The following is a 23,901-nucleotide window of genomic DNA, read 5'->3' as shown; positions in this document are numbered from 1 at the left end:
CAGGCGTCTTGCAGTTAGCCGTTAATTGCGTTCTTTTTTGATGATATTGCCTTTGCCATCGATGGTAAGGCTCCACTCCTGATTGTTCGAGACGACCGTCAAGTCGTACTCTTCCCCCGGGCCGTTGGGATTGACGATTAATATCGCTTCTTTGATTTCAAACGTTGTAAACTCGGCTTTCAAATTGGCATCGACAGCTTCCGGCATCAGATTCATGGCATCGATTTTTTCGCCGCTGACATAAAAATGCCCGTTTTCCCTATAAAGCTCAATCAGATCGCTCTCGCCGTCCTTAAAATGAATTTCATACACCGCCTGGCCAAAATGTGTCTTTCGTTCGGCCTCGATGTCCGCGGCATTGGGGTGTTGTTCATGAATCCGGGCCATGATTTTTTCGGGAATGGCTTCTTTTGCCACAACGGCGGCACCGACGGCGAATGCGGGCATAGCCAGGACTAAAAAACCGAGGTTTAAAAGATATTTGCGCATTTATATGTACCTGATAAGTAAAATATAGTGACAGAACAGCCGCTCACAATCCCTTTCACCGAATGCGATTGCAAAGCCTGCCTATATTACTCGCCCGATTCCAACTTTCCAATCTTTCAAACGCCGACTGAAAGCCGATAGCGGTAACAAGGCGGTATTCCGGGTACGCACTTTATTTAGAAAGTACCGGTAATATTTGGTAAACTGCGTCCGCGAAAGCTTACAATTCAGGAGCCCAGCATTTTGGCCATAATGCTTAAATATCAACTTGTAACTGCGTTGTCACAGATTGCCAGTGAGAATACGGGCGGCAAACAGGCCATGGGTAACGGCCGGCGCCGGAGTTTTTACCGTATATCAAATCAAAACCGCTTTGAATTTCATGCTCCGCGTTATACCCTTCCGTCAGATCAGAAACGCCATACAAGCGGTTTCTTGCCGTTCCGTATCCATCATTCCTTGCTCTCATTCCACATTCGACGCCGCCTGGGCAATGTCAGGAGCGAGGCACAATCAACAAGGCGCACACCATCGGCATGCCGACCACCGCGGCAAGCGTGTGGCGGGCTAACCCTATTGGAAGTTTTGTAACCGTCATTTATGCCCGATAGCAATCCGTGAAATTCTCTCTTACTTCGCCCTTATTTACAGGCAAAAACATTCCGAACCTATTGCGGGTTTATCGCTGGCCCGATTTGCCCAAATTAGCCGGATTGATGCTGACATATGCGCTATCGGTCTACATCATACTGCGTTATTTGACTATCGATTCAACCACCATCTCCATCACCTGGATCCCCAGCGGGGTGGGATTGGCCGCCTTACTGTCCGGCGGCCGGCGATACTGGCCGGCCCTGTTGACCGGCTCCCTGCTCGGCCGCCTTGCGCTCGGGCATGCGCTGCCGCCATCCTTATTCGTCGCCTTGAGCAATACCATCGAACCCTTGCTCGCCGTCTGGCTGCTCAGGCAGGGATTCGCCCGAAAATGCGGAAGTCCGCATCGATTCGACCCTTCATTGATGCACCCGTGCGACTATTACCGACTAGCGCTGGCCGGCGCGACGGCCGCCGCCGCGGCGGCGCTGATCGGCGTCACGGCATTCTGGCAGGCCGGCCTGCTGACGCTGCAAATGCTGCCGGACAGCTTGCTGCACTGGTGGATGGGCAACACGCTGGGCATTATCCTGGCGGCGCCGCCGATCCTGGTATGGCGGCAAGCGCCCGGCGACTGGTTTAAACACCAACGCGCGCTTGAGGCACTGGCCTGTTTCGGCCTGGCCTTTTTGGCCGGCCAGTTTGTCTTTCTGGATTGGTTTGTCGATGACCTGGGCGATTTTGCCAACGGCTTCATCATGTTCGCCTTTGTGGTCTGGAGCGCCGTGCGTTTCGGCCGGCACGGGGTCTTGCTGATCATCGGCATGACGGCGCTGCAAGCGCTGCTGGGCGCATTAAACGGCATCGGCTATTTTGCCGACGACATCGCGCAAACCGGCCTGATCAATTTTTGGTTCTACACCCTCGAACTGACGATCGTAGGCATGGCGCTAGCGCTGGTCATTACCGCACGCGCCCAGGCCGAGGACGAATTGCGCGTCAACGAGGAACGCTGGAAGTGCGCCCTGGAAGGCGCCGGAGACGGCGTATGGGACTGGAATCTGCAGACGCATGAAACCTTCTTTTCCGCATACTGCAAGGACATACTCGGCTTGTCCCGGAATGAGGGGAAAAACAGCGACAAGGACTGGCAGTCAATCATATACCCGGCCGACTATGAGCGCATGATGGCCGATCTGCAAGCCCATCTCGACGGCCAGACCGCCGCTTTTATCAATGAGCACCGCATTCTCTGCCCCAATAACAACTGGAAATGGCTGGCCACGCGCGGCGTAGTAGTCAGCCGCGGCGAAGACGGCAGGCCGTTGCGCATGATCGGCACGCATAGAGACATCAGCAAACGCAAGCAGCTGCAGTGGCGACAGGTGCATACCATCCTGGAAGCATCGCCTGAATGCATGCTGCTGGTCGATCATGACGGCATCATTCTGTTCGCCAATCAGGTTGCCGCGCGAATCTTCGCCTATCCGATCACCGAACTGATCGGCCTTGATGTTGACGCGCTGGTGCCGAAGCTCTCCCGGGCTGATCATGGCCGACAGCGCGCCGAATACATGCGGACCCTGCACCCACGGCCTATAGGGCACAATAACCGGTTGGCCGCGGTCCGCAAGGATGGCTCCGAATTTCCCGTCGAAATCAGCCTGAGTCCGGTCGAGCTCGATAATCGCATGACCGTCATCGCCTGCGTCATCGATATCACCGAACGCAAACAATTCGAGCAGAAACTACAGCTTTCGGCCACCGTCTACCGGGCCATCGGTGAAGCGATCATGATAGCCGATACCAATAACCGCATCGTCGCCATCAATCCGGCATTCACGCAGCTGACCGGCTATACCGAGCAGGAGGCGGTCGGTCGATCGACCAAACTGCTTAAATCCGGCCGCCATGACATCGCCTTCTATCGGGACATGTGGCATACGCTGGAAAAAACCGGGCGCTGGCAGGGGGAAGTCTGGAACCGGCGCAAAAACGGCGAGGAATATTTCGAATGGCTGATGATCAACACGATTTACGACAGCACCGGCAATGTCCAGCAACGCATCGCCATCTTCTCGGACATCACTGATCAGAAATTGGCCGAACAGACGATCTGGAAGCAGGCCAATTTCGATCCGCTGACCGGCCTGCCGAACCGCCGCCTGTTCCAGGACCGGCTGGAACAGGGCATCAAGAAAAATCACCGCACCGGCCTGCCGATGGCCTTGATGCTGCTGGACCTCGACCGCTTCAAGGAAGTCAATGATACCCTGGGCCATGACATGGGCGACATCCTGCTCACGGAAGGCGCCCGGCGCCTGATCAGCTGCGTGCGCGAAACCGACACCGTCGCGCGCCTGGGCGGCGACGAGTTCACCATTATCCTGAGCGAACTGGACAACCCCGGCAATGTCGAACGGATTGCCCAGGACATCCTGAAAAAGCTGGCCGAACCGTTCCATTTGAAGCACGAAGTGGCTTATGTCTCGGCGAGCATCGGCATCACCTTTTATCCCGATGACGGCGAAGGCATCGACACGCTGCTCAAGAATGCCGACCAGGCCATGTACGCCTCCAAAAACCAGGGCCGCAACCGCTACAACTATTTCACGCCGTCCATGCAGGAAGCTGCCCAGACCCGCATGCGGCTGGCCAACGACTTGCGCGGCGCGCTCGAAGCCGACCAGTTCAGCGTGGTCTATCAGCCGATCGTGGAGATGGCGACCGGCGTGATTCATAAGGCCGAGGCGCTGATCCGCTGGCGGCACCCGACCCGCGGCATGGTCAGTCCGACCGAGTTCATCACCATCGCCGAGGAAACCGGCCTGATTATCGACATCGGCGACTGGGTGTTCCGCGAAGCGGCCTGCCAGGTCAAACACTGGCGAGAACGGCATCATGCGGATTTCCAGATCAGCATCAACAAATCGCCCATCCAGTTCCATAATGAAGGCAACAGCCATGCCGCCTGGTTCGAGCATCTGCAGCAGCAGGGACTGCCCGGGCAAAGCATCGTCGTCGAGATCACCGAAGGGCTATTGCTCGATGCCGGCATAGCCATCACCGACCAGCTGCTCGAGTTTCGCGACGAGGGCATACAAGTCGCCCTCGATGATTTCGGCACCGGTTACTCGTCATTGTCCTACCTGAAAAAATTCGACATCGACTACCTCAAGATCGACCGGACCTTTGTCAGCAACCTGGCCTATGGCTCCGACGACATGGCGCTGTGCGAGGCGATCATCGTCATGGCGCACAAGCTCGGCATCAAAGTCATCGCGGAAGGCGTGGAAACGCCGCAGCAGCGCGACCTGCTGACCACCGTCGGCTGCGATTACGGCCAGGGCTATCTGTTCTCAAGGCCCGTGCCGGCCGATGAGTTTGAAGCTCTGCTCATTAGTGACCACACCACGGAAAACGCCCCATGCTGACCGTTCGCCGGCTTGCCACTGATAGTTTAGCGCGGCATTTGCCCGACTTGCCGCTGTCGACAACCTGCTTTCAGGTAACACCACCTTGACCCGATTACTGATTTACCGCTGGTCCGATGTGCCCTGGCTGGCCGCCCTGGCACTCGGCTATGCGCTGCTTGCCAAAATCGTGCTGGACTTTTTTTCCGCCAACGGTGTCATTTCTGTCATATGGCCTTCCAGCGGCCTGGCGCTGGCCGCGCTGCTGCTCGGCGGCCGAAAGTACTGGCCCGGTATTTTTGCCGGCGCCCTCGCCGGCGCCCTGATGGCCGGCTGCACTGCCTGGGTCGCCGCGTTTATTGCCGCCGGCAATACACTGGAGGCATTCGTTTGCCTGCAGGTGCTGTCCCGTTCCGGGCACTTCGATACCGCTTTGACCCATCCCCGGGATTTCCTCTGGCTGACCCTGGCGGCCGCCGCCGGCGCCTGCGTCAGCGCCCTGACCGGGACGACGACCTTGCTGCTGACCGGATTCCTGACCCGGCAAACGCTGGCGCCCGGCCTGCTGCATTGGTGGCAGGGAGACATGCTGGGCATCATACTGGCAACACCGCTGATATTAATCTGGCGCAGGGCGCCCCCCTACTGGCTTGGGCAGCAACGCGCGCTGGAGGCCGCGGGCTGTTTCGGCCTGACCTTTATTGCCGGCCAGATTATCTTCCTCGGCTGGTTTCACGACATCGTGGGCGATTCGCTGAAAGCCTTTTTAATCTTCCCTTTCATCACCTGGAGCGCTGCCCGTTTCGGCCGTCACGGCGTGCTGCTGGTGATCGGCATCACGGCGCTGCAAGGTCTGCTGGGCTCGATTCACAAAGTCGGGTATTTCGCCAGTGAGTTCCCCCAGATCCACCTGAGCAACTTTTGGCTCTACCTGATCGTGCTGACCCTAGTCGGCATGACCCAGGCGCTGACCATTTTCAAGCGGCGGCAAAGCGAGGCGGCGCTGCGTACTAGCGAGGAACGTTGGAAATTTGCCCTGGAAGGGGCCGGCGATGGCGTATGGGACTGGGATTTCCGGACCGGCGAAATATTCTTCTCCGAACGCTGCCATGAAATACTGGGTTACACGGAGGAAGAACGCCAAGGCGGATACCGGCATTGGCAATCGACCATCCATCCCGAGGACTATGCGCGCATGATGCAGGACCTGCACGCGCACCTGGACGGCAAGACCCGGTATTTTAACAACGAGCACCGCGCCCGCTATCGCGACGGCAGCTGGAAATGGCTGCTGACGCGCGGCATGGTAGTCAGCCGCGACGCCTCCGGCAAGGCCTTGCGCCTGATCGGCACGCAAACCGACATTACCGAACGCAAGCGGCAGGAAATGGCGAATCGCTCGCACAGCCAGGTGCTGGAGCAGGTATCGAAAGGCCTGCCTCTGCCGGACATTCTGGCAACCCTGGCGCTGAGCGTGGAGGCGCAAAATCCCGCCATGCGCTGTTCCCTCCTGCTGCTGGACGGCGACGGCAAGCATCTGTTGACCGGCGCCGCGCCCAGTCTGCCGCATTACTATAATTCAGCCATTCACGGCACACCTGTCGGCATCGGCGCGGGCTCTTTCGGCACCGCGGCCTGCACGGGCCGGCGCGTCATTGTCGAGGATATCGCTTCTCACCCCTACTGGCAGTCCTACAAAACCCTGGCCGCCAGCGCCGGCCTGGGCGCATGCTGGTCGGAACCCATCATGACCGCGGCCGGCAAAATGCTCGGCACCTTTTCCATTTACCACAGCGCCGCCAAAGCGCCGGATGCCGCTGAAATCGACTTGCTCGAGCAGTCCGCCAAGCTGGCGGGCATCGCGATTGAAAGACAACTGGCCAGCGATGCGCTGCGCGAGAGTTCGCAATATCTGCGTACGATCATCGAAACCTCGCCCGAATGCGTGAAATTGATTGACAAGGATGGCACACTGCTAGCGATCAACGCAGCCGGCCTTAAAATGATCGAAGCCGACGACGAGGCCGGCGTTGTCGGGCAAAACGTTTATCCCGTCATTGCCCCCGAGTATCGGGATGCCTTCCGTGAGCTAAACGAGCGGGTCTGCCAGGGGCAGAAAGACACGCTCGAATACGAAATCATCGGTCTGCACGGCACGCGCCGGTGGATGGAAACCCATGCCGTGCCATTCTCGAGCAAGCCGGGCGAGAAACTGGTCCAATTATCCATTACCCGCGACATCACCAAGCGTAAAGAAGCCGAGGTTCTGATCTGGCAGCAGGCGAATTTCGATCCGCTGACCGGCCTGCCGAACCGGCGCATGCTTTATGACCGGCTGGAACAGGCCTGCAAGAAATCGCGCCGCACGGGCCTGCCGCTGGCGGTGATATTTCTGGACCTCGACCGCTTCAAGGAAGTCAACGATGCATTGGGACATGACATGGGCGACATTCTGCTGATCGATGCGGCACAACGCCTGCGCGGCTGCGTGCGCGAAACCGACACCGTCGCGCGCCTGGGCGGCGATGAATTCACTATTATTCTGACCGAAGTGGACGACATCAGCATCGTCGAACGCATCGCGCGCACGATCCTGCAGAAACTGATCGAACCGTTTCACATGAAAAACGAAGTGGCTTATGTCTCGGCGAGCATCGGCATCACCTTTTATCCCGATGACGGCGAAGGCATCGACACGCTGCTCAAGAATGCCGACCAGGCCATGTACGCCTCCAAAAACCAGGGCCGCAACCGCTACAATTATTTCACGCCGTCCATGCAGGAAGCCGCCCACAACCGCATGAGGCTGGCCAACGACTTGCGCGGCGCGCTCGAAGCCGGCCAGTTCAGCATGGCCTATCAGCCGATCGTGGAGATGGCGACCGGCGTGATTCATAAGGCCGAGGCGCTGATCCGCTGGCAGCACCCGATCCGCGGCCCGATCAGTCCGGCCGAGTTCATCACCATCGCCGAGGAAACCGGCCTGGTTATCGACATCGGCGACTGGGTGTTCCGCGAAGCGGCCTGCCAGGTCAAACACTGGCGTAAGCTGTACCGGCCGGATTTCCAGATCAGCGTCAACAAATCGCCCATCCAGTTCCATAACGAAAACAGCAACCATGCCGCCTGGTTCGAGCATCTGCAGCAACAGGAACTCTCCGGGCAAAGCATCGTCGTCGAGATCACCGAAGGGGTATTGCTCGATGCCAGCACGGCCGTCACCGACCAGCTGCTCGAATTTTGCGACGCCAGCATACAAGTGGCGATCGATGATTTCGGCACCGGTTATTCGTCACTGTCCTACCTGAAAAAATTCGACATCGACTACCTCAAGATCGACCAGTCCTTTGTCAGCAACCTGGCCTATGGCTCCGACGACATGGCGCTGTGCGAGGCGATCATCGTCATGGCGCACAAGCTCGGCATCAAGGTCATCGCGGAAGGCGTGGAAACACCGCAGCAACGCGACCTGCTGACGACCGTCGGCTGCGATTACGGCCAGGGATACCTGTTCTCGAAACCGCTGCCCGCCGAGGCATTTGAACGCCTGCTCAGCAGTCAAAACGCAACCCAACCGGGCAATTTGCAATGATATAATCGGTTTTTTTTTAAGGCACTGCTAATATACAGTGATATACCGGCCGGAAAATTCGCACCATCCGGCAGGCCGAACCCGATTCAGAATACCGTCGCGCTAACGGTATTTTGCCAAACCGCTGTCATTACAATTTAATTGCGCAACATCAGTAAGACAAAATGGCCCATAACCCACAACTCTCTTCAAAACCGGAAACCCTCATTTCCGTTTTGAGCCTTCTCGGCATCGGCGCCTATCTGATACTGCGTTATGCCCTCGACGCGGGCCATGAGTTCTATACCCTGTCGGGCCATGCCTCCCTGACCTCGCCGCGCGCCGACACGTACTCAGGCCGGTTCAGTTTTCGTATTTTGCAACAGGAACTGCCGCTGATCGCCGTGCTGATACTGGGCGGCGTGCCGTTGCTTTACCAGCTGCTCGGCAAGCTGTTCCGGCGCGACCTGGGCGCCGACCTGTTGGCCGGCATATCCATCGTCACGGCCGTTCTGCTGCATGAATACCTGGCGGGCAGCCTGGTCGTGCTGATGCTGGCCGGCGGCGCGGTACTGGAATCCCAGGCCGTCCGCCGGGCGTCTTCGGTGCTGGAAGCGCTTGCCCGGCGCATGCCGTCCATCGCGCACCGCAAAACGGACGATACGATGACCGACATCACCACCGAGCAGGTTGCTATCGGCGATATCTTGCTGATCCTGCCCCATGAAATCTGTCCTGTCGACGGTACGGTCGTGGAAGGCACCGGCACGATGGACGAATCCTATCTGACCGGCGAGCCGTACATGATGTCGAAAGTCAACGGCTCGCAAGTGCTGTCCGGCGCGATCAACGGCGAAACGGCGCTGACCATTCGCGCCGATAAACTGGCCGTCGACTCGCGTTATGCCAAGATCATGGAGGTCATGCATTCCTCCGAGCAGCACCGGCCCAAACTCAGGCGCCTGGGCGATCAGCTGGGCGCCGTCTACACGCCGGTGGCGTTGACGCTCGCGCTGGTGGCCTGGTCGGCCAGCGGCGACGTGATCCGCTTTCTGGCCGTGCTGGTCATCGCCACGCCCTGCCCTTTGCTGATCGGCATACCGGTCACCATCATCAGCTCCATTTCGCTGGCGGCACGGCGCGAGATCATCATCAAGAACCCGGCCATTCTGGAGACTCTGGGCACCTGCCGCACGGCTATCTTCGACAAGACCGGCACGCTGACCTACGGCCGCCCGGCCTTGACTGCCCTGATTCCCGGCCACGGCCATAGCGCACAGGCCGTGCTGTCACTGATTGCCAGCCTGGAACGCTATTCCAAGCATCCGTTATCCGGCGCTATAATCAAAGCCGCCGAAAAATCCGCTTTGCCATTACTCAAGGTTAGCAATATCATGGAACTGCCCGGAGAAGGGCTGAGCGGCGAAGTGGATGGAAAACGGGTCCAGGTCACCAGCCGCCAGAAGTTGCTTGCCCTTCAGCCGGAAGCGCGGTTACCGCCCGTTTGTGGCGGTCTGGAATGCATCGTACTGATTGATGGCGCCTACGCGGCCACGTTGCAATTTCGCGATGAAGTACGCGCCGACAGTTCATCCTTCATCAATCACCTGCATCCCAGCCATCTGTTTGACCGGGTTATGCTGGTTTCGGGCGACCGGGAATCGGAAGTCCGTTATCTGGCGGAACAGGTCGGAATTGAACATGTGTACTTCGGACAGAGTCCTATACAAAAACTGAATATCGTACGCCGGGAAACCAAAGCCGCGAAAACCGTATTTCTGGGGGACGGCATTAACGACGCCCCGGCGTTGACCGCCGCGACCATCGGCATTGCCTTTGGCCAGAACAGCGACATTACCGGCGAGTCCGCCGATGCCGTGATTATGAACAGCTCGCTGCTGAAAGTCGACGAACTGTTCCATATCGGCGAACGCATGCGGGCGATTGCCCTGCAGAGTGCCATAGGCGGCATGTCGCTCAGCGTGATCGGCATGATAGCGGCAGGCCTGGGCTATCTGACGCCGGTCGCGGGCGCCATTACCCAGGAGATTATTGATGTCTTTGCGGTATTGAATGCCTTAAGGGCGGCGATACCGCCGAAAACCCTCTCTGACTATTAATGTCGTGTAGTTCAGCGCTCCCGTCAGAGAGAATACTGTCAACTTTATGAGATTGGACTAAAAAAATGATAATGATTACTTTATCCTCTACTAGGTCACACTCTCGGCAACAACACCTGTACCGCCTGCACGCAGGCCTTCATTCCTATCTGCCGAGTATTTTCCAGTTGTTGAGAAAACTGCTGTTGCTCGGCGCCTTGTTCATGCTGTTCAGCACCAGCGGCATGGCCATGAGCGATGATCATGACCGGGCCAAGGAACTGCTCGACGACGGCATTGTGCAACCGCTTGAAACCATCCTGGATCTGTATGTCGAAAAATACCCGGGGCCGGTCATGGATATCAAACTGGAAAGGAAAAACAAGCTGATCTTTTATAAAATTGACATCGCCGACAATAACGGTATCGTGAAAACTTTAACCATTAACGCGCAATCCGGTCAATTAATACAACCTGAATTGGTTCTGGCCAAAAAGAAGGGCTCTAAAAAACGTGCAACCGCCACTAATTGAAAATAGACGGGATTTAACCAGTTGAAGGAACAATCCGTATGAAATCGTTGCAACAACGTCTCGGCGTTGCTCTATTGATCAGTTTAACAGCCACATTTACGGCTTTATGGTGGCTGACCGACGGCACCCTACAGGATATCGCCGAAAAGCATGTCGCATCGCGTCTGGCGCAGGAAGCCGAAAATGTGCTGGCGGCAACCCGGATCGATAACACCAAAAAAATCGGGCTCGACAAGGAACAGATCAACCCGGCCTACCAGCAACCCTTTTCAGGTCAGTATTACCAGCTATACAGCGATAACGAGATCATGCGCTCGCGTTCGTTATGGGATATGGACCTGTCCATTCCGAATTTGGCAGCCGGCGAAAAGCGCCGGCTTTATCTGTCCGGCCCGCAGCAGCAGTCCTTGCTGGTCATGGCCTATGGTTATGACCGGCACGACCGGACCATCGTCGTTGCTGTTGCCGAAGACCTGTCGCCGACACTGGCGTTCATCGAACCGTTTCAATTGCGTTTTCTGATCATCGCGGTGACCCTATTGCTGCTGCTGATAGTGATGCAGACCCTTATTATCGGCACCGTATTTCAGCCGTTAAAGTCCATGCGGCGCCAACTCAGCGCTTTGAAACGAGGCACGATCACCCGACTCGATACGACCGAAGCGCCCAAAGAGGTATCGGCGCTGGTCGATGAGATCAATTGGCTGCTGCAGGCACTGGAACAACGCGTGCAGCGCCCGCAGAACGCCCTTGATGATCTGGCTCAGGCGTTAAAACCATCGCTGGAAGAACTGCCGCAATTGCCTGACGAAGAGCCCCTGCAAACCGAGCCTGAAATCAGCCAGCCTTTAGCGGAAGAAACCGCCGGCAGCGGTTGCCCGCTGGAGTCGTCATTCCTGGAGGATCCGGAACCTTCGCTGATGAAACTTGATATTGAGCAGGAAATATTGACCTTGATCAACGCCCTGCAAAGCATGTACCGGGATAAGAATCTGGACATTATCTTTATCATGCCGAGAACCGATGTCTTATTGATCGATAGTGAAGATATGCTGGAACTGTCCAGCAGTCTGCTCAAAAACGCCTGCAAATGGGCCCAGTCCAGAGTCAAGCTGAGCCTTGAAATCGATGAGGCCATTTACCTGAGAATTGAAGATGACGGACCGGGCATTTCCGACACCGATATGCTTGAGCACACTCCGGCCAATATGCTCCCGCACCAAGGCCTCGGCGATTACGGCATCGGCCTGTCCACGGCGCAATCCATTGCTAAACACCATGGCGGAGAGCTGAAATTTCATCGCTCCCGCGACTTGGGCGGATTCTGCGTGGAAGTCGTTTTACCCCTGACCGAGCCGTTGTAAGCCTGCGGCGGCCTGATCATTCAAGAAACCGCAGGGGACGCAACGTGCATCTTTTCAAAATCTTAGGATGTGCTGACCCAAAGTAGGCGCTCCAGGTGACGCAGTGAAGCGCATCGCTCGCGAACGATGCGCCTCCTGCCGTCGGCACATCCTATGTTTAAACAGGGAAATTATTTATGACCAAATCCTTAGTGGCGTTTTGAAGGCATTCAATAGCACCAATACATACCCCGCCGGGGCAATTACCCCATTGAACCAACTTGAACCAATCGTATTTTTCCAAGGACATCCCATGCCCAGCCCTCACCCGGAAACACATCGCACGCATCGCATCGGCTGGCTGCGCGCCGCCGTTTTAGGCGCCAACGACGGCATTGTATCCACCGCCAGCCTGATCGTCGGCATCGCCGCCTCCAATGCCGCCCATACCGAGATCATGCTGGCCGGCGCGGCGGGCCTGGTGGCCGGCGCCATGTCGATGGCGGCAGGCGAATACGTATCGGTCAGCTCCCAGGCCGATACCGAAACGGCCGATCTGGCCCGCGAACGCCGGGAACTCGACGCTGACGAACCCCATGAGAAAAAGGAACTGGCGGCGATTTATGTCATGCGCGGACTGGAGCCGTCATTGGCCGAGCTGGTTGCCGAGCAACTGATGCGGCACAATGCCCTGGAAGCCCATGCGCGCGACGAACTGGGCATCTCGGCGACCGTGAGCGCCCGCCCGGTCCAGGCGGCGTTAACCTCGGCCGCCACCTTTGCCGTGGGCGCGTTTTTGCCGCTGCTGATCGTATTGATTGCCCCCGCTGTCCATTTAATGGCCTCCGTCATCGCAACATCATTGTTGTGCCTGGCTCTGCTGGGCATGCTGGCGGCCCAAACCGGCGGCTCAAGCTTGGTCAAGGGTGCCTGCCGCGTCACCTTCTGGGGCGCGCTGGCCATGGGTTTGACAGCCCTCGTCGGCTCTCTCTTCGGCACTGTCGCGTAATGCCCTGGTGTGTCTATATGATCCGTTGCAGTGACGGCTCGCTTTACACGGGCATCACCAATGATGTCCAAAGACGCTTTCAGCAACATACCGATGGCCTGGGCGCCAAATATTTTCGCGGGCGCCAGCCCGAAGCCCTGGTTTATGTCGAAACCGGACATGACCGCAGCTCCGCCAGCAAACGCGAAAGCGCCATCAAGAAACTGCCCCGTACCGAGAAACTGCAACTGCTTGCCTCGGCCATGAACCAGATTACCGCTATGCCTTCATGAAAATTCTCTATCAGGATGACCACTTCGTTGCCATCGACAAACCGGCCGGCCTGCTCGTGCACCGCTCCGAAATCGACCGGCGTGAAACCCGGTTTGCCGTGCAGATATTGCGCGACCAGCTTGGCCGCCACGTATTTCCGGTGCACCGGCTCGATAAACCGACCGCGGGGGTGCTGCTGTTCGCATTAAATTCGGACGCGGCAAGAGCAATGACGGCCGTCTTCATGGGCGACGGCATCGGCAAAACCTATCTGGCCGTGGTGCGCGGCCACACCGCCGAAACCGACACCATCGATTATCCGCTGAAGGAAGAACTGGACAAGATGACCGATGCCAAAGCCGACCCGGACAAGCCGGCCCAGGCCGCCGTCACGCATTACCAGCGCCTGGCGACAACCGAGCTGCCTCATGCCGTGGGACGCTACCCGACTTGCCGTTATTCCCTGCTGCGAATAACGCCCGAAACCGGACGCAAGCATCAGATCAGGCGGCATATGAAACATATCTTCCACCCCATCGTCGGCGACACCACGCACGGCGACGGCCGGCATAACGATTTTTTCAGAAACCATTTCGACTGTCATCAACTGTTATTGGCGGCGACCGGCCTGACATTCACCCACCCCTATTCCGGCGCCGCCGTGAATATCACCGCTCCGCTCGATCAGGCCTACAACCGCGTCATCGCGGAACTGGGCTGGAAGCACGTGCCCTTACCGATTTAAAGCACACCGAAAACACGCCGCTCACAAAGCCACAAAGCCACAAAGCCACAAAAATGTAGGGTACGCAGTGCGTACCTTTTGAGAAGCATGGATACTGAATGAGAATAATTCCACCTCTGCTATTTTCCCTGACTTTTGTCATATACAGCTGTTTTTTAACCGTTAAACTTCGATAAATTCTTCTTGATCAGACCATGGACAGAGGTATTTATGAAAAAAACTTCCGTTTGGAAAGACGATGCCGAAGCCAGTCATTACAGTCCTCTGCAGACAGATTTAAACGTGGATGTCGCGATTATCGGCGGCGGCATTACCGGCATAACCGCCGGCTATCTGCTAGCGCATGCCGGCAAAAGCGTTGCCGTGCTTGAAGCGCAGCAAATCGGCGGCGGCACCACCGGTTTTTCCACCGGCAATCTCTATGCCGTTGTCGATGAGCGGCTTTATATACTCCAATCCAAGTTCGATACCGATACCATTCATGACGTGGCCGCCTCGCGCACTGCCGCCATCCAGCAAGTTGAAAACATCATTCGCGGATTTTCCATTGATTGTGATTTCCACAGAACGCCTTTTCGCCTGATATCGGAAACCGAAGACGACACCAGCACCCTGCAAAGGGAATACCAGGCCTGCCTGGAAGCCGGCCTGGAAGCCTACATAGACACCATGGCTCCCGTGCCTTTCTATATCAACGCCGCGCTTCGCATCGATGACCAGGCGCAATTCAATCCCATGCAGTATGTCAAGGCGCTGGCCACGCATATCCAGGGGACCGGCTGCGCGATATTCGAACACAGCAAGGTCGTCAGCATCAAGGAAGGCTCGCCGAATATCCTGTATACGGAAAACGGCTCGGTGACAGCCGAAAACATCATCCATGCGACGCATTCGCCGAAAGGCATCATGGCAGTCCACAGCCTGCTGGGACCCTATAGGGAATATGTGCTCGCGGCCAAGCTGAATTCGGGGGATTACCCCGAAGGCATTTGTTGGGTGCTCAATAAGCCTCATCACTATTCCATACGCACCTATACCAGCAAAAGCGGGGAAAGCTATCTGCTGGTCCTGGGCGAACCGCATAAGGTCGGCCAGAAAGAAGCCAACGAAGCCTGCTTTGATAGCCTGGAAGCCTACCTGAGAAGACGTTTCGACGTTAAATCCGTGGAATACCGCTGGAGCGCGCAGCATTATAAAGCGGCCGACAGCTTACCTTACATAGGCGCCCTCCACCCGAAATCCAGCGTTTATATCGCCACTGGCTTCGCTGCGGATGGGCTAACGTATGGCACGCTGGCCGCCATGATCATCAGCGATTTGATCCTGGGCATCAAAAACCCGTGGTCGGAAGTTTATGCCCCCCACCGGCATAACCCGCTCAAGACAGCGGGCCGCTTCATCAAGGAAAACGTTAATGTCTTTGCCCAGTACTTGAAGGATATTCCTTACCATGCCGACGTTGAAACGGTTTCCAGCATCGTGCCCGGCGAAGGCAAAACCGTTGAAATCGAAGGCGAGAAATTCGCCGCCTACCGTGATGAGAGCGCGGAACTCCATCTGGTCTCAGCCGTCTGCACGCACATGAAATGCATCGTTAACTGGAACGAGGAAGCGAAAAGCTGGGATTGCCCCTGTCATGGCAGCCGTTTTACCGTTGACGGCCAGGTGATCGAAGGACCGGCCATCGCGGACTTGCCAAAAAAAGAAACCAACAACCTGCCATAATTCGCGGAGCATCGGGCATGATCATTACCGCCATTGACTTATTTGCATTTGCGGCCCTACTCGGCGTTTTTCTTTTAGTGTTTATACTGAAAAACAAGGAAACGCCCAAAGCCGTTACTTTTATTCATGGCCCGGTAGCCGCTATCGGACTGATTCTTCTGATCATCTATTCCTTTCAATACAGGCCCGCGCCCATAGCCAGCCTGGCTTTATTCATTATCGCCGCGATCGGCGGCGCGGCCATCAGCGTCCTCGACATTACCGGTAAATCCATCCCCAAATGGCTGGCCTTGCTTCATGGCTCGCTGGCCGTGGCCGGCTTTATTTTTCTGGTGGCATTTGCCTTATAAACCGCCCGTTTCCTGTCACGGGCCTAAGGATTTGGCTGAAAATGACTGCCTGAAACCAGTTCGCGGATGAATTTCCGCTGTAGGTGCGAATTCCCTGGTTTATTCCATGCCCATTACTGAGAGCTGGGAAAACGTCTTTAAGCCCGGCGTCTCCGCAGTTCCCCTCTCAGAATTCGATTGCAAAACCTGACTCCGTGCTTTTAAATCAATACCCATCATCCTGCTATGCTTCGGGATGCAATAATCATCTGTCACAGGATTCGTTTTATGGCCATCAGTGTTTTCGATATTTTTAAAATAGGCATCGGCCCGTCGAGTTCCCATACCGTGGGTCCGATGCGCGCGGCAATGGAGTTTGCCGTTAATCTGGAAAAATCCGGATGCATGGACAAAATTAACCGCATAACGATTGAGTTATACGGTTCTTTAGGCGCCACGGGGAAAGGCCACGGGACAGATAAAGCCGTCATGCTGGGACTTGAGGGCGAGGCGCCGGATTTGATCGATCCTTCGATCATTCAGGAACGTCTCGAAGTCATCAGGCAAAACGGACAGATCCGGTTGTTAAGGCGATGGCCGGTCCGATTCGAGGAAAAAGCGCATCTGCTGTTTCATCGCCGGGCCCTGCCCTATCATGCAAATGGCTTGCGTTTTACCGTTTTCGATTCCTCGGAAACCGAACTGATGCAAAAAGACTATTACTCGATCGGCGGCGGCTTTGTGGTCACGGAACACACGGCGGCGGCAGACCGTTTGTCCGATGACGTCACCTGTCTGCCGTATCCGTTTAAATCCGCTGCGGCGTTACTGAAACTTTGCGCTACCCATAACAAGCCGATCAGTACACTGATGCTGAACAATGAAAAAGCCTGGCGCAGCGAAAAGGATATCAGGGAAAATCTGCTCAAAATCTGGCAGGTCATACAGGCCTGCGTGGAAAGAGGGATGCGCGAGGAAGGCACATTGCCGGGCGGCATGAAGGTTAAACGCCGGGCGCCCAATCTGTACCAGCAATTGACCGGCCAGATCCCCCGGCAAACCTCCAGCCTGCCGGTAGGCACGCTGGACTGGGTCAACCTGTTCGCGCTGGCCGTCAGCGAGGAAAACGCCGCCGGCGGCAGGGTCGTGACCGCGCCGACCAACGGCGCGGCGGGCATCATCCCGGCGGTACTGCATTACTACTGGCGATTCTGTAAAGGCGCCGATGAAGACGGCGTGATCCGGTTTTTACTGACGGCCGCCGCGATTGCCATTTTATACAAGGAAAACGCATCGCTTTCCGGCGCCGAAGTCGGCTGTCAGGGTGAAATCGGCGTCGCCTGCTCCATGGCGGCCGGCGCCTTGGCGGAAGTCTTGGGCGGCACGCCGCAACAAGTCGAAAATGCCGCCGAAATCGGCATGGAGCATAATCTGGGCCTAACCTGCGATCCAGTGGGCGGCCTGGTTCAGGTACCCTGCATCGAGCGCAACGCCATGGGCTCGGTCAAGGCCATCAACGCCGCGCGTATCGCTTTGCGCGGCGACGGAACGCATTTCGTGTCGCTGGATAAAGTAATCAAAACCATGCGTGAAACGGGCGCCGACATGAAAACCAAGTACAAGGAAACCTCACGCGGCGGTCTGGCGGTGAACTTGACGGAATGTTGATTCAGCCGTGTCTGATCGCGATGAAAACGTCAGGGACGGAGCCTGTCGCCCGCCCGACACGTTTAAGCCTCCGCTTGCCGCCGACTTCGAAAAAATACTGGCCTTGTAGTAGAGCATGGAATAAATCAGGGAATTGTAGGTGCGAATTCATTCGCACTGTGTTGATACCCTGAAGGACACAAGTACCCATAGGGCATAAATAAATCCGCACCTACACCGGAAATTCATCCGCACACTTGAGGAAGTTATTTTGTGAGCGTTCCTTAGTTAAACAAGGCCAGCGCTTTCCGCAGCGTCGACCAGATCCCCCATGCCAGCGGAACCGTGACATACAGCCAGAAGAGCAGCAGGAATAAAAAATCAAGCGGTTTAAAGGACTTTGGTTGGTTCATATCGTTTCCAGAATGTTATTGATCGGCCAAGGGTTGACTGTTCCGGTTTCAGCCGCGCGTACAGGCAGTCGCTGCGCGGGAAACCCCGCCCTCTTCATCGGTCTCCTCGTGCCGCATATGATGTTTTTCATGCACCGGCCTGACCATCAAATTGCAAATAAAGCCCAGGCACAAAATGCCCGCCATGATATACATCGTCACGTTATAGGCGTCCGCCCTGGCAATGCCCTGTTCAATCTGAAACTCGCGAATGTAATTGACCAGCACGGGTCCCAGGACGCCGGCCGTTGACCAGGCGGTCAGCAGCCGGCCATGAATGCCGCCCACGTATCGGGTGCCGAAAATATCGGCCAGATAAGCGGGAATCGTCGAAAACCCGCCGCCGTACATGCTCAGGATGACCGCGTACAACGCGATGAACAAGCCCATGCTGCCGGCCGCGCCCACCGAAGGAACAGTGGCGTAAAGCGCTATGCCGAGCACAAAGAAAATAAAATAGGTGTTTTTGCGGCCGATGAAATCCGATGCGGAAGACCAGAAAAACCGGCCGCCCATATTGAACAGGCTGAGCAGTCCGACAAAACCGGCCGCCGCCGCGGGCGTTACCGCACCCTTGAACATTTCCTGAATCATCACCGAAGCCTGGCCCAGCACGCCGATGCCGGCCGTCACGTTCAGGCACAGTATCAGCCAGAGCAGATAAAACTGCGGCGTTTTTAACGCCTGGTCGATATGCACATGCTTTTTGGTGATCATTTTATTCTCGACCACCGGCGGCACCCAGCCGGCCGGCTGCCAGTTTTCGGGCGGCGTCCGGATGGTCAATGACCCTATGAACATGGACAGGAAATAAATACCGCCCATGACCAAAAAGGTCTCCATGACCCCGACCGAGGCGGCGGATTTAAACTGATCCATCAGCAGTACCGAGAGCGGCGCGCCTATCATCGCGCCGCCGCCGAAGCCCATGATCGCCATGCCGGTCGCCATGCCCCGGCGGTCGGGAAACCACTTGATCAGGGTCGAAACCGGCGAAACATAGCCCAGACCCAGGCCGATGCCGCCGATCACGCCATAACCCAGATAGATCAACCAGATTTGATGCAGGTAAATGCCCAGAGCCGAAATAAAGAAACCGCCGCCGAAGCAGCAGGCCGCCACGAACATCGTCAGCCTCGGGCCCACCTTCTCCAGCCATTTGCCGCCGAAAGCCGCGGAAAGTCCCAGAAAGACGATAGCCAGACTGAAAATCCAGCCCAGTGTGGTTAATTTCCAGTCGTCCGGAGTCGACTCGGTAACGCCTATCACCCGCGTCAACGGATTATTAAAGACGCTGAAAGCGTACGCCTGGCCGATACAAAGATGAACCGACAAGGCCGCCGGCGGCACCATCCAGCGGTTATAGCCGGGCTTGGCGACGGTACGCTGTTTCGAAAAAAATCCTGACATCAATGAAATCCTCTGTATTGAACTAAAACTTCCATCTGTGCATTTTTATACAGTTGTCAATTTAAGTGCTTATTATCGATAAAAACCGGGTATTACAACAATTTGCCCCGGTCAACGGCAAGCGGAAAGATACTGTAAAGCGGGACGAAACACCATCCTGAGTGGAGTTATCTGGATCTGTCTACCGTGAAAATTATGTATGTTATCCCGCTTAGAAACCACAATGTGTGCAGAAAAATTGTTTTGATGCTGTGGGCCAGCATGTAAGATATGTTGAACTAGAGAATCACTTGTTAGGTGAATTATGAATTACAGAATGGTGGTAGATTCAGAACTATTGAAACTTGGTATTCCTGATAGATTCTTTGAATACGCAGAATCATACGCAAATGGCGCGAAGGCTCTCGCAGAGAAAATGGCGTTTGATAAGAATGAAGCTACTTGGCCAAATGCCGCAGTAGTATTAATGCTATCAGTTCACTCGGTTGAGCTTTTTATTAAAGGCGCAATATTCAAATTCGATTCGAGAGCCAAAATAGGGCATCATAATATTGAGGCTCTGTTTGAAAAGTACTGCCAAATATATCGAGAAGAAAAATATTACTTTGATATGCCATTCCAAACAGAATATCCGGGGATGTCTGAAGAGGAAATTGAGGTTCTAAAAGAAAATAAGCGTCCAACTCCTAGTGTTCTATATAGATATCCAATTGAAACAGGTGAGTCCGAGTGGGAAGGTTCATATGGGTTCGAGGCATCTTCATTTCTTCCGGTAATTTCGGGCCTATTGCAAGATTATCGAAGGCTGAGAGAGTGTTTCACCTAACAAAGCAAATTCACTCGGACAAATTTCCGCAACGTTCATTTGTGGCGAATGCCACAAGCCTCACGTTGCTCCAATTTGCCGGTGATTTGCGGCGTTAGGACCGTAGGTGCGATTAGCGCAGCGTAATCGCACGCATGTTTTTATCGTCGCCAACACAGGTTAAATATGCCTCCAGTTACACTAGCCGCACCGGTAAACTCCCAAATCCATGTCCACTTATAGACGCGCCTATATTAATGGTGGAACGTGGTTTTTTACGGTAAATCTCTTGCAAAGACATCAAAACGATTTACTTATCCGCAACATCGACCCATTAAGGCAGACTGTCAACAAAGTACGGGCCAAATATCCGTTTCATATCGATGCTTGGGTTGTACTGCCTGACCACATACATTGTGTTTGGACATTACCGCCGAACGATACCGATTTCAGCAACCGATGGCGGCTAATAAAAAGCGGATTTTCGAGGGCGATGCCGAACACAGAATATCGCTCCAAGGTACGGATTAAAAACGGCGAAAGGGGCATTTGGCAACGACATTACTGGGAACATTTCATCCGCGATGATTTGGATTATCAAAAGCATGTGGATTATGTGCATGTAAATCCATTAAAACAGGGTCATGTTGAGCGTGTAATTGACTGGCCTTATTCAACGTTTCACCGCTATGTGGCAAAAGGCATTTATCCCGCTAATTGGTGTGGCGATATTAATGCTATCGTTGATGGCGATGATTGAATATGCGTGCGATTACGCTGCGCTAATCGCACCTACGGTCCTGCGCGCCGCAGAAACCGGCTTGAACGAAGAGAAGTTTAACAAAGCATTGCTGCGGACAAGCCGCTGAATGCGGCATTAGCCCCTGACCGAATCTATTCACCCCGTAAGGAGATTTTCCACAGTGGACATCCCACGAATATTCAACATCACTGAAAGTGCTCACCGCATCCACAACCCGATCACACCCGAAAAGCTCGCCACTCTCGGAGCGGCGTTGCGTCTGGAATCGGGGGCTCGAGTGCTCGACCTCGGCAGCGGTTCTGGGGAAATGCTGTGCACCTGGGCACGCGATCACGGCATCATCGGCACCGGCATCGACATGAGCCAGTTGTTCACCGAGCAAGCGAAACTCCGTGCTGTAGAACTCGGTGTCGCCGATCAAGTCAAGTTCATCCATGGCGATGCTGCGGGCTACGTCTCTGACGAGAAGGTCGATTTGGCAGCCTGTGTCGGTGCCACTTGGATCGCTGGTGGAGTCGTCGGCACTATCGAGCTTCTGGCGCGGAGCCTGCGCGCCGGAGGGATCATCCTCATCGGCGAACCCTACTGGCGGCAGTTACCGCCGACGGAAGATGTTGCCAAAGGGTGTCTTGCCAACTCAATCTCCGACTTTCTCATGCTTCCAGAACTTCTCGCGTCTTTCGGCCGCCTTGGCTACGACGTCGTTGAAATGGTTCTGGCTGACCAAGACGGCTGGGATAGATACGAGGCGGCCAAATGGCTCACCATGCGCCGATGGCTTGAAGCCAATCCCGGCGACGAGCTCGCGAAAGATGTTCGAGCCAAACTGACCTCGGAACCCGAGCGCTACGCCGCTTACACGCGTGAATACCTGGGCTGGGGTGTGTTCGCGCTGATGCCGCGGTGATGCGTTGGCGCTCCTGGCGGATCGTCAACGGCTGTGCCGCGCAGCAGATGGTGGCTCCCGTCGCCATCGCGATCGATAAGCCGTAGGTGCGATTACGCTTCGCTAATCGCACCTACGGCCTTGCAATCGGTTTGTTTGAGGCCGTCTCGTGAAAACCTTAACCAACGCATTAACCCGAGTTCGCTTCACTACGCGGGTTATGCTTTACGTTAGCAAAAGGAAAAAATAATGATAGGAAGTTGTTTGTGCGGTAGCGTTGAATTCGAGGTTGATGGGGATGAATTTAATATCTATCAATGTCACTGCTCATTGTGTAAAAAGCAAAGTGGTTCAAGTTCGAATTCAGCAACGATAGTCAAAAGTGATAATTTCAGATTCTTGAAGGCTTCTAATCACATAGGCTCATGGGTCAAAGAGACAGGTTTCAGGTCGGATTTCTGCAGGAAGTGTGGATCTACCTTGCCAAACCCGTTGAGAGGATTGGATTTGTACTGGATTCCGGTGGGTTTATTCCCCGTTGACCTCAAGGCAAAGGTTGTAGCTCACTTGTGTACGAGTTCAATTTCTAGCTGGCATCCAGTTTCGTCTGATATCAAGCAGTTCAAAGAAGTTCCAGAGCTCGCTTTGTTAATGCGAATGCTGCACGAGTAGTAGTGCCATGGCTAACCTTATTCGTTAGGCATCAGTTATACCTGTGGGTTACGGAATAAAACAGGGTCAGATCCTGCAATATAGCAGTCAATAGGGTGCGTGCTTACCAAGACCCGCCCCTCTTTCATTTTCCCGCGCCGGTATCGCCGGACACCGACGCGTTAACACTCAGGGTTTTTCCGCTTCAAACAGTATGGCTTGCATCGGATAGCGCGTGGGATTCGAGCCATATTCTCTTATCAGCACCTTCGTCAGCGTCTCGGTTATCTCCTCGGGATCGGCGCCGCCGCGTGCTTTTATCTCCGTGATAATCGGAGTGTAAACCAGCGCCCGCGCGAAGGCCTCCACATCCAGAATGTCGTGTTCCTTGCGATGGACTGAGGCCACAAGCAATAAGGAAACATCCCTGCGGGATGAAGCCAATGATCAATTTTCCTGCTGCTCAATTTAGGACCGTAGGTACGATTGAGGAATTTTAATCGGCCCCAACGTATCTGTCGGGGTCTCGGAAACTTGAGCTGAAGTTTTATTGATGAGATCAAAAATAAAGCGTCTGCCAGTTTCATCTTCAATTTCTAGCGCATCACGCCCCGACACCAGGGCCATGCTTTTGAAATAAATACCTATGCTATCAACACCGGATTCGGACAGATCCGATACTTCATAAGCTTTCAGCATCCAAAGGCGTTCTCCAGTCTTCACGTTAATAGCAGTCAGATATCCTCCGGGTTGATCTCCGCCGTGGCCGTAACTTTGCATATCTTGTTCATAACGAATTCCATTGTGCTCTATCGGAGCGACAACGGGCGGAGCGGGGCGGCTGCCAGATTGAAGACCTTGAACCATGATGATGTTCTCCTTTTGTTTAACCATAGAACCGTGGCCATCATTTGATGAACTGATATTACGCACGAACCAGGCGCTCGCACAGATCGAGTCAGCTGAGTAATGAATGGTAGCGATTGAGTATCGGGCGGATGAAATCTCCGGGCTAATGATGACAGCATGCCGGCCTATCATCAGTTTATGGCTTTAGCAGGATAATTCTGCTCCGGGACAAGCATTCTTCGCCTTGAGCCAAACTTTGCGACAAAACCAGCCAATAGATGTCATATATATCACAAGATCTTTCTATGCGTTAGGAGAGTCAAGGCGATTGCTGCT

At 55.1% G+C, this 23,901-nt stretch carries 20 protein-coding genes; 15 read left to right on the top strand and 5 right to left on the bottom strand.

Going from position 1 to position 23,901, the window contains the following annotated elements:
* Positions 1-21: 21 nt before the first annotated feature.
* Complete coding sequence (locus EK22_RS11680; RefSeq protein WP_020161406.1) at positions 22-489, bottom strand: PepSY-like domain-containing protein; 468 nt, start codon at positions 487-489, stop codon at positions 22-24.
* Positions 490-1,205: 716 nt separating this feature from the next.
* On the opposite strand from EK22_RS11680, the gene EK22_RS23665 reads away from it, so the two are divergent.
* From EK22_RS23665 to EK22_RS11625, 11 genes are all read left to right on the top strand, one after another.
* Positions 1,206-4,517, top strand: a complete 3,312-nt coding sequence (locus EK22_RS23665; RefSeq protein ID WP_235209309.1) for a bifunctional diguanylate cyclase/phosphodiesterase — start codon at positions 1,206-1,208, stop codon at positions 4,515-4,517.
* Positions 4,518-4,602: 85 nt separating this feature from the next.
* Positions 4,603-8,088, top strand: coding sequence for an EAL domain-containing protein (locus EK22_RS11670; RefSeq protein WP_051961865.1), 3,486 nt, complete (start codon positions 4,603-4,605; stop codon positions 8,086-8,088).
* A gap of 164 nt (positions 8,089-8,252) precedes the next feature.
* Entirely contained in the window at positions 8,253-10,187 is a 1,935-nt protein-coding gene (locus EK22_RS11665; protein WP_036251118.1) for a heavy metal translocating P-type ATPase, read from the top strand.
* Positions 10,188-10,252: 65 nt separating this feature from the next.
* The gene (locus EK22_RS11660; RefSeq protein WP_152565084.1) at positions 10,253-10,699 is read left to right on the top strand and encodes a PepSY domain-containing protein; all 447 of its coding nucleotides are present in this window, start codon (positions 10,253-10,255) and stop codon (positions 10,697-10,699) included.
* Positions 10,700-10,737: 38 nt separating this feature from the next.
* Positions 10,738-12,063: a sensor histidine kinase gene (locus EK22_RS11655; RefSeq protein WP_020161411.1), complete on the top strand. Its 1,326-nt coding sequence runs from the start codon at positions 10,738-10,740 to the stop codon at positions 12,061-12,063.
* A gap of 292 nt (positions 12,064-12,355) precedes the next feature.
* The gene (locus EK22_RS11650; protein WP_036251116.1) at positions 12,356-13,051 is read left to right on the top strand and encodes a VIT1/CCC1 transporter family protein; all 696 of its coding nucleotides are present in this window, start codon (positions 12,356-12,358) and stop codon (positions 13,049-13,051) included.
* Between the two features lie 17 nt (positions 13,052-13,068).
* Entirely contained in the window at positions 13,069-13,323 is a 255-nt protein-coding gene (locus tag EK22_RS11645; protein ID WP_232216414.1) for a GIY-YIG nuclease family protein, read from the top strand.
* The gene (truC, locus tag EK22_RS11640) at positions 13,320-14,048 is read left to right on the top strand and encodes a tRNA pseudouridine(65) synthase TruC (RefSeq protein WP_020161414.1); all 729 of its coding nucleotides are present in this window, start codon (positions 13,320-13,322) and stop codon (positions 14,046-14,048) included. The genes EK22_RS11645 and truC overlap by 4 nt, the downstream gene beginning before the upstream one ends.
* A gap of 210 nt (positions 14,049-14,258) precedes the next feature.
* Positions 14,259-15,773 carry an FAD-dependent oxidoreductase gene (locus EK22_RS11635; protein ID WP_020161417.1) on the top strand — a complete coding sequence of 505 codons (1,515 nt, stop codon included), beginning with the start codon at positions 14,259-14,261 and terminating at the stop codon, positions 15,771-15,773.
* Positions 15,774-15,790: 17 nt separating this feature from the next.
* On the top strand, positions 15,791-16,123 hold the full coding sequence (locus EK22_RS11630) for a hypothetical protein (protein ID WP_020161418.1): 333 nt from the start codon (positions 15,791-15,793) through the stop codon (positions 16,121-16,123).
* Positions 16,124-16,390: 267 nt separating this feature from the next.
* Entirely contained in the window at positions 16,391-17,770 is a 1,380-nt protein-coding gene (locus tag EK22_RS11625) for an L-serine ammonia-lyase (protein WP_036251114.1), read from the top strand.
* 263 nt (positions 17,771-18,033) lie between these two features.
* On the opposite strand, the gene EK22_RS25455 is transcribed toward EK22_RS11625, so the two are convergent.
* Positions 18,034-18,162 (bottom strand): MFS transporter small subunit, encoded by a 129-nt coding sequence (locus EK22_RS25455; protein WP_020161421.1) that lies wholly within the window; start codon positions 18,160-18,162, stop codon positions 18,034-18,036.
* A gap of 48 nt (positions 18,163-18,210) precedes the next feature.
* Positions 18,211-19,611, bottom strand: a complete 1,401-nt coding sequence (locus tag EK22_RS11615) for an L-lactate MFS transporter (RefSeq protein ID WP_036251108.1) — start codon at positions 19,609-19,611, stop codon at positions 18,211-18,213.
* 304 nt (positions 19,612-19,915) lie between these two features.
* Between EK22_RS11615 and EK22_RS11610 the strand changes: the two genes are divergently transcribed.
* From EK22_RS11610 to EK22_RS25575, 4 genes are all read left to right on the top strand, one after another.
* Positions 19,916-20,437 (top strand): hypothetical protein, encoded by a 522-nt coding sequence (locus EK22_RS11610; RefSeq protein WP_152565083.1) that lies wholly within the window; start codon positions 19,916-19,918, stop codon positions 20,435-20,437.
* 208 nt (positions 20,438-20,645) lie between these two features.
* The gene (locus EK22_RS11605; protein ID WP_036251104.1) at positions 20,646-21,176 is read left to right on the top strand and encodes an REP-associated tyrosine transposase; all 531 of its coding nucleotides are present in this window, start codon (positions 20,646-20,648) and stop codon (positions 21,174-21,176) included.
* A 163-nt stretch (positions 21,177-21,339) separates the two neighbouring features.
* A complete protein-coding gene (locus EK22_RS11600; RefSeq protein WP_036251101.1) occupies positions 21,340-22,086 on the top strand; it encodes an SAM-dependent methyltransferase in 747 nt (248 codons plus the stop codon).
* A 228-nt stretch (positions 22,087-22,314) separates the two neighbouring features.
* On the top strand, positions 22,315-22,737 hold the full coding sequence (locus tag EK22_RS25575; protein ID WP_081917864.1) for a GFA family protein: 423 nt from the start codon (positions 22,315-22,317) through the stop codon (positions 22,735-22,737).
* A 168-nt stretch (positions 22,738-22,905) separates the two neighbouring features.
* On the opposite strand, the gene EK22_RS11595 is transcribed toward EK22_RS25575, so the two are convergent.
* Positions 22,906-23,160, bottom strand: a complete 255-nt coding sequence (locus EK22_RS11595) for a hypothetical protein (RefSeq protein ID WP_036251098.1) — start codon at positions 23,158-23,160, stop codon at positions 22,906-22,908.
* Between the two features lie 24 nt (positions 23,161-23,184).
* Positions 23,185-23,649, bottom strand: coding sequence for a hypothetical protein (locus EK22_RS11590; RefSeq protein WP_152565082.1), 465 nt, complete (start codon positions 23,647-23,649; stop codon positions 23,185-23,187).
* Positions 23,650-23,901: the final 252 nt, after the last annotated feature.

This window comes from Methylobacter sp. BBA5.1, from assembly GCF_000746145.1.
Classification (GTDB): domain Bacteria; phylum Pseudomonadota; class Gammaproteobacteria; order Methylococcales; family Methylomonadaceae; genus Methylobacter; species Methylobacter marinus.
This window is presented reverse-complemented; position numbering and strand designations above follow the sequence as displayed.

Bases quoted from the DNA above. Each gene is read 5' to 3' on its own strand.
- EK22_RS11615 (WP_036251108.1), bottom strand. From the start codon at position 19,611: ATGTCAGGATTTTTTTCGAAACAGCGTACCGTCGCCAAGCCCGGCTAT.
- EK22_RS11660 (WP_152565084.1), top strand. From the start codon at position 10,253: ATGATAATGATTACTTTATCCTCTACTAGGTCACACTCTCGGCAACAA.
- truC (WP_020161414.1), top strand. From the start codon at position 13,320: ATGAAAATTCTCTATCAGGATGACCACTTCGTTGCCATCGACAAACCG.
- EK22_RS11610 (WP_152565083.1), top strand. From the start codon at position 19,916: ATGAATTACAGAATGGTGGTAGATTCAGAACTATTGAAACTTGGTATT.
- EK22_RS11645 (WP_232216414.1), top strand. From the start codon at position 13,069: ATGATCCGTTGCAGTGACGGCTCGCTTTACACGGGCATCACCAATGAT.
- EK22_RS11665 (WP_036251118.1), top strand. From the start codon at position 8,253: ATGGCCCATAACCCACAACTCTCTTCAAAACCGGAAACCCTCATTTCC.
- EK22_RS11630 (WP_020161418.1), top strand. From the start codon at position 15,791: ATGATCATTACCGCCATTGACTTATTTGCATTTGCGGCCCTACTCGGC.
- EK22_RS11635 (WP_020161417.1), top strand. From the start codon at position 14,259: ATGAAAAAAACTTCCGTTTGGAAAGACGATGCCGAAGCCAGTCATTAC.
- EK22_RS23665 (WP_235209309.1), top strand. From the start codon at position 1,206: ATGCTGACATATGCGCTATCGGTCTACATCATACTGCGTTATTTGACT.
- EK22_RS11650 (WP_036251116.1), top strand. From the start codon at position 12,356: ATGCCCAGCCCTCACCCGGAAACACATCGCACGCATCGCATCGGCTGG.
- EK22_RS25455 (WP_020161421.1), bottom strand. From the start codon at position 18,162: ATGAACCAACCAAAGTCCTTTAAACCGCTTGATTTTTTATTCCTGCTG.
- EK22_RS11605 (WP_036251104.1), top strand. From the start codon at position 20,646: ATGTCCACTTATAGACGCGCCTATATTAATGGTGGAACGTGGTTTTTT.
- EK22_RS11625 (WP_036251114.1), top strand. From the start codon at position 16,391: ATGGCCATCAGTGTTTTCGATATTTTTAAAATAGGCATCGGCCCGTCG.
- EK22_RS25575 (WP_081917864.1), top strand. From the start codon at position 22,315: ATGATAGGAAGTTGTTTGTGCGGTAGCGTTGAATTCGAGGTTGATGGG.
- EK22_RS11655 (WP_020161411.1), top strand. From the start codon at position 10,738: ATGAAATCGTTGCAACAACGTCTCGGCGTTGCTCTATTGATCAGTTTA.
- EK22_RS11680 (WP_020161406.1), bottom strand. From the start codon at position 489: ATGCGCAAATATCTTTTAAACCTCGGTTTTTTAGTCCTGGCTATGCCC.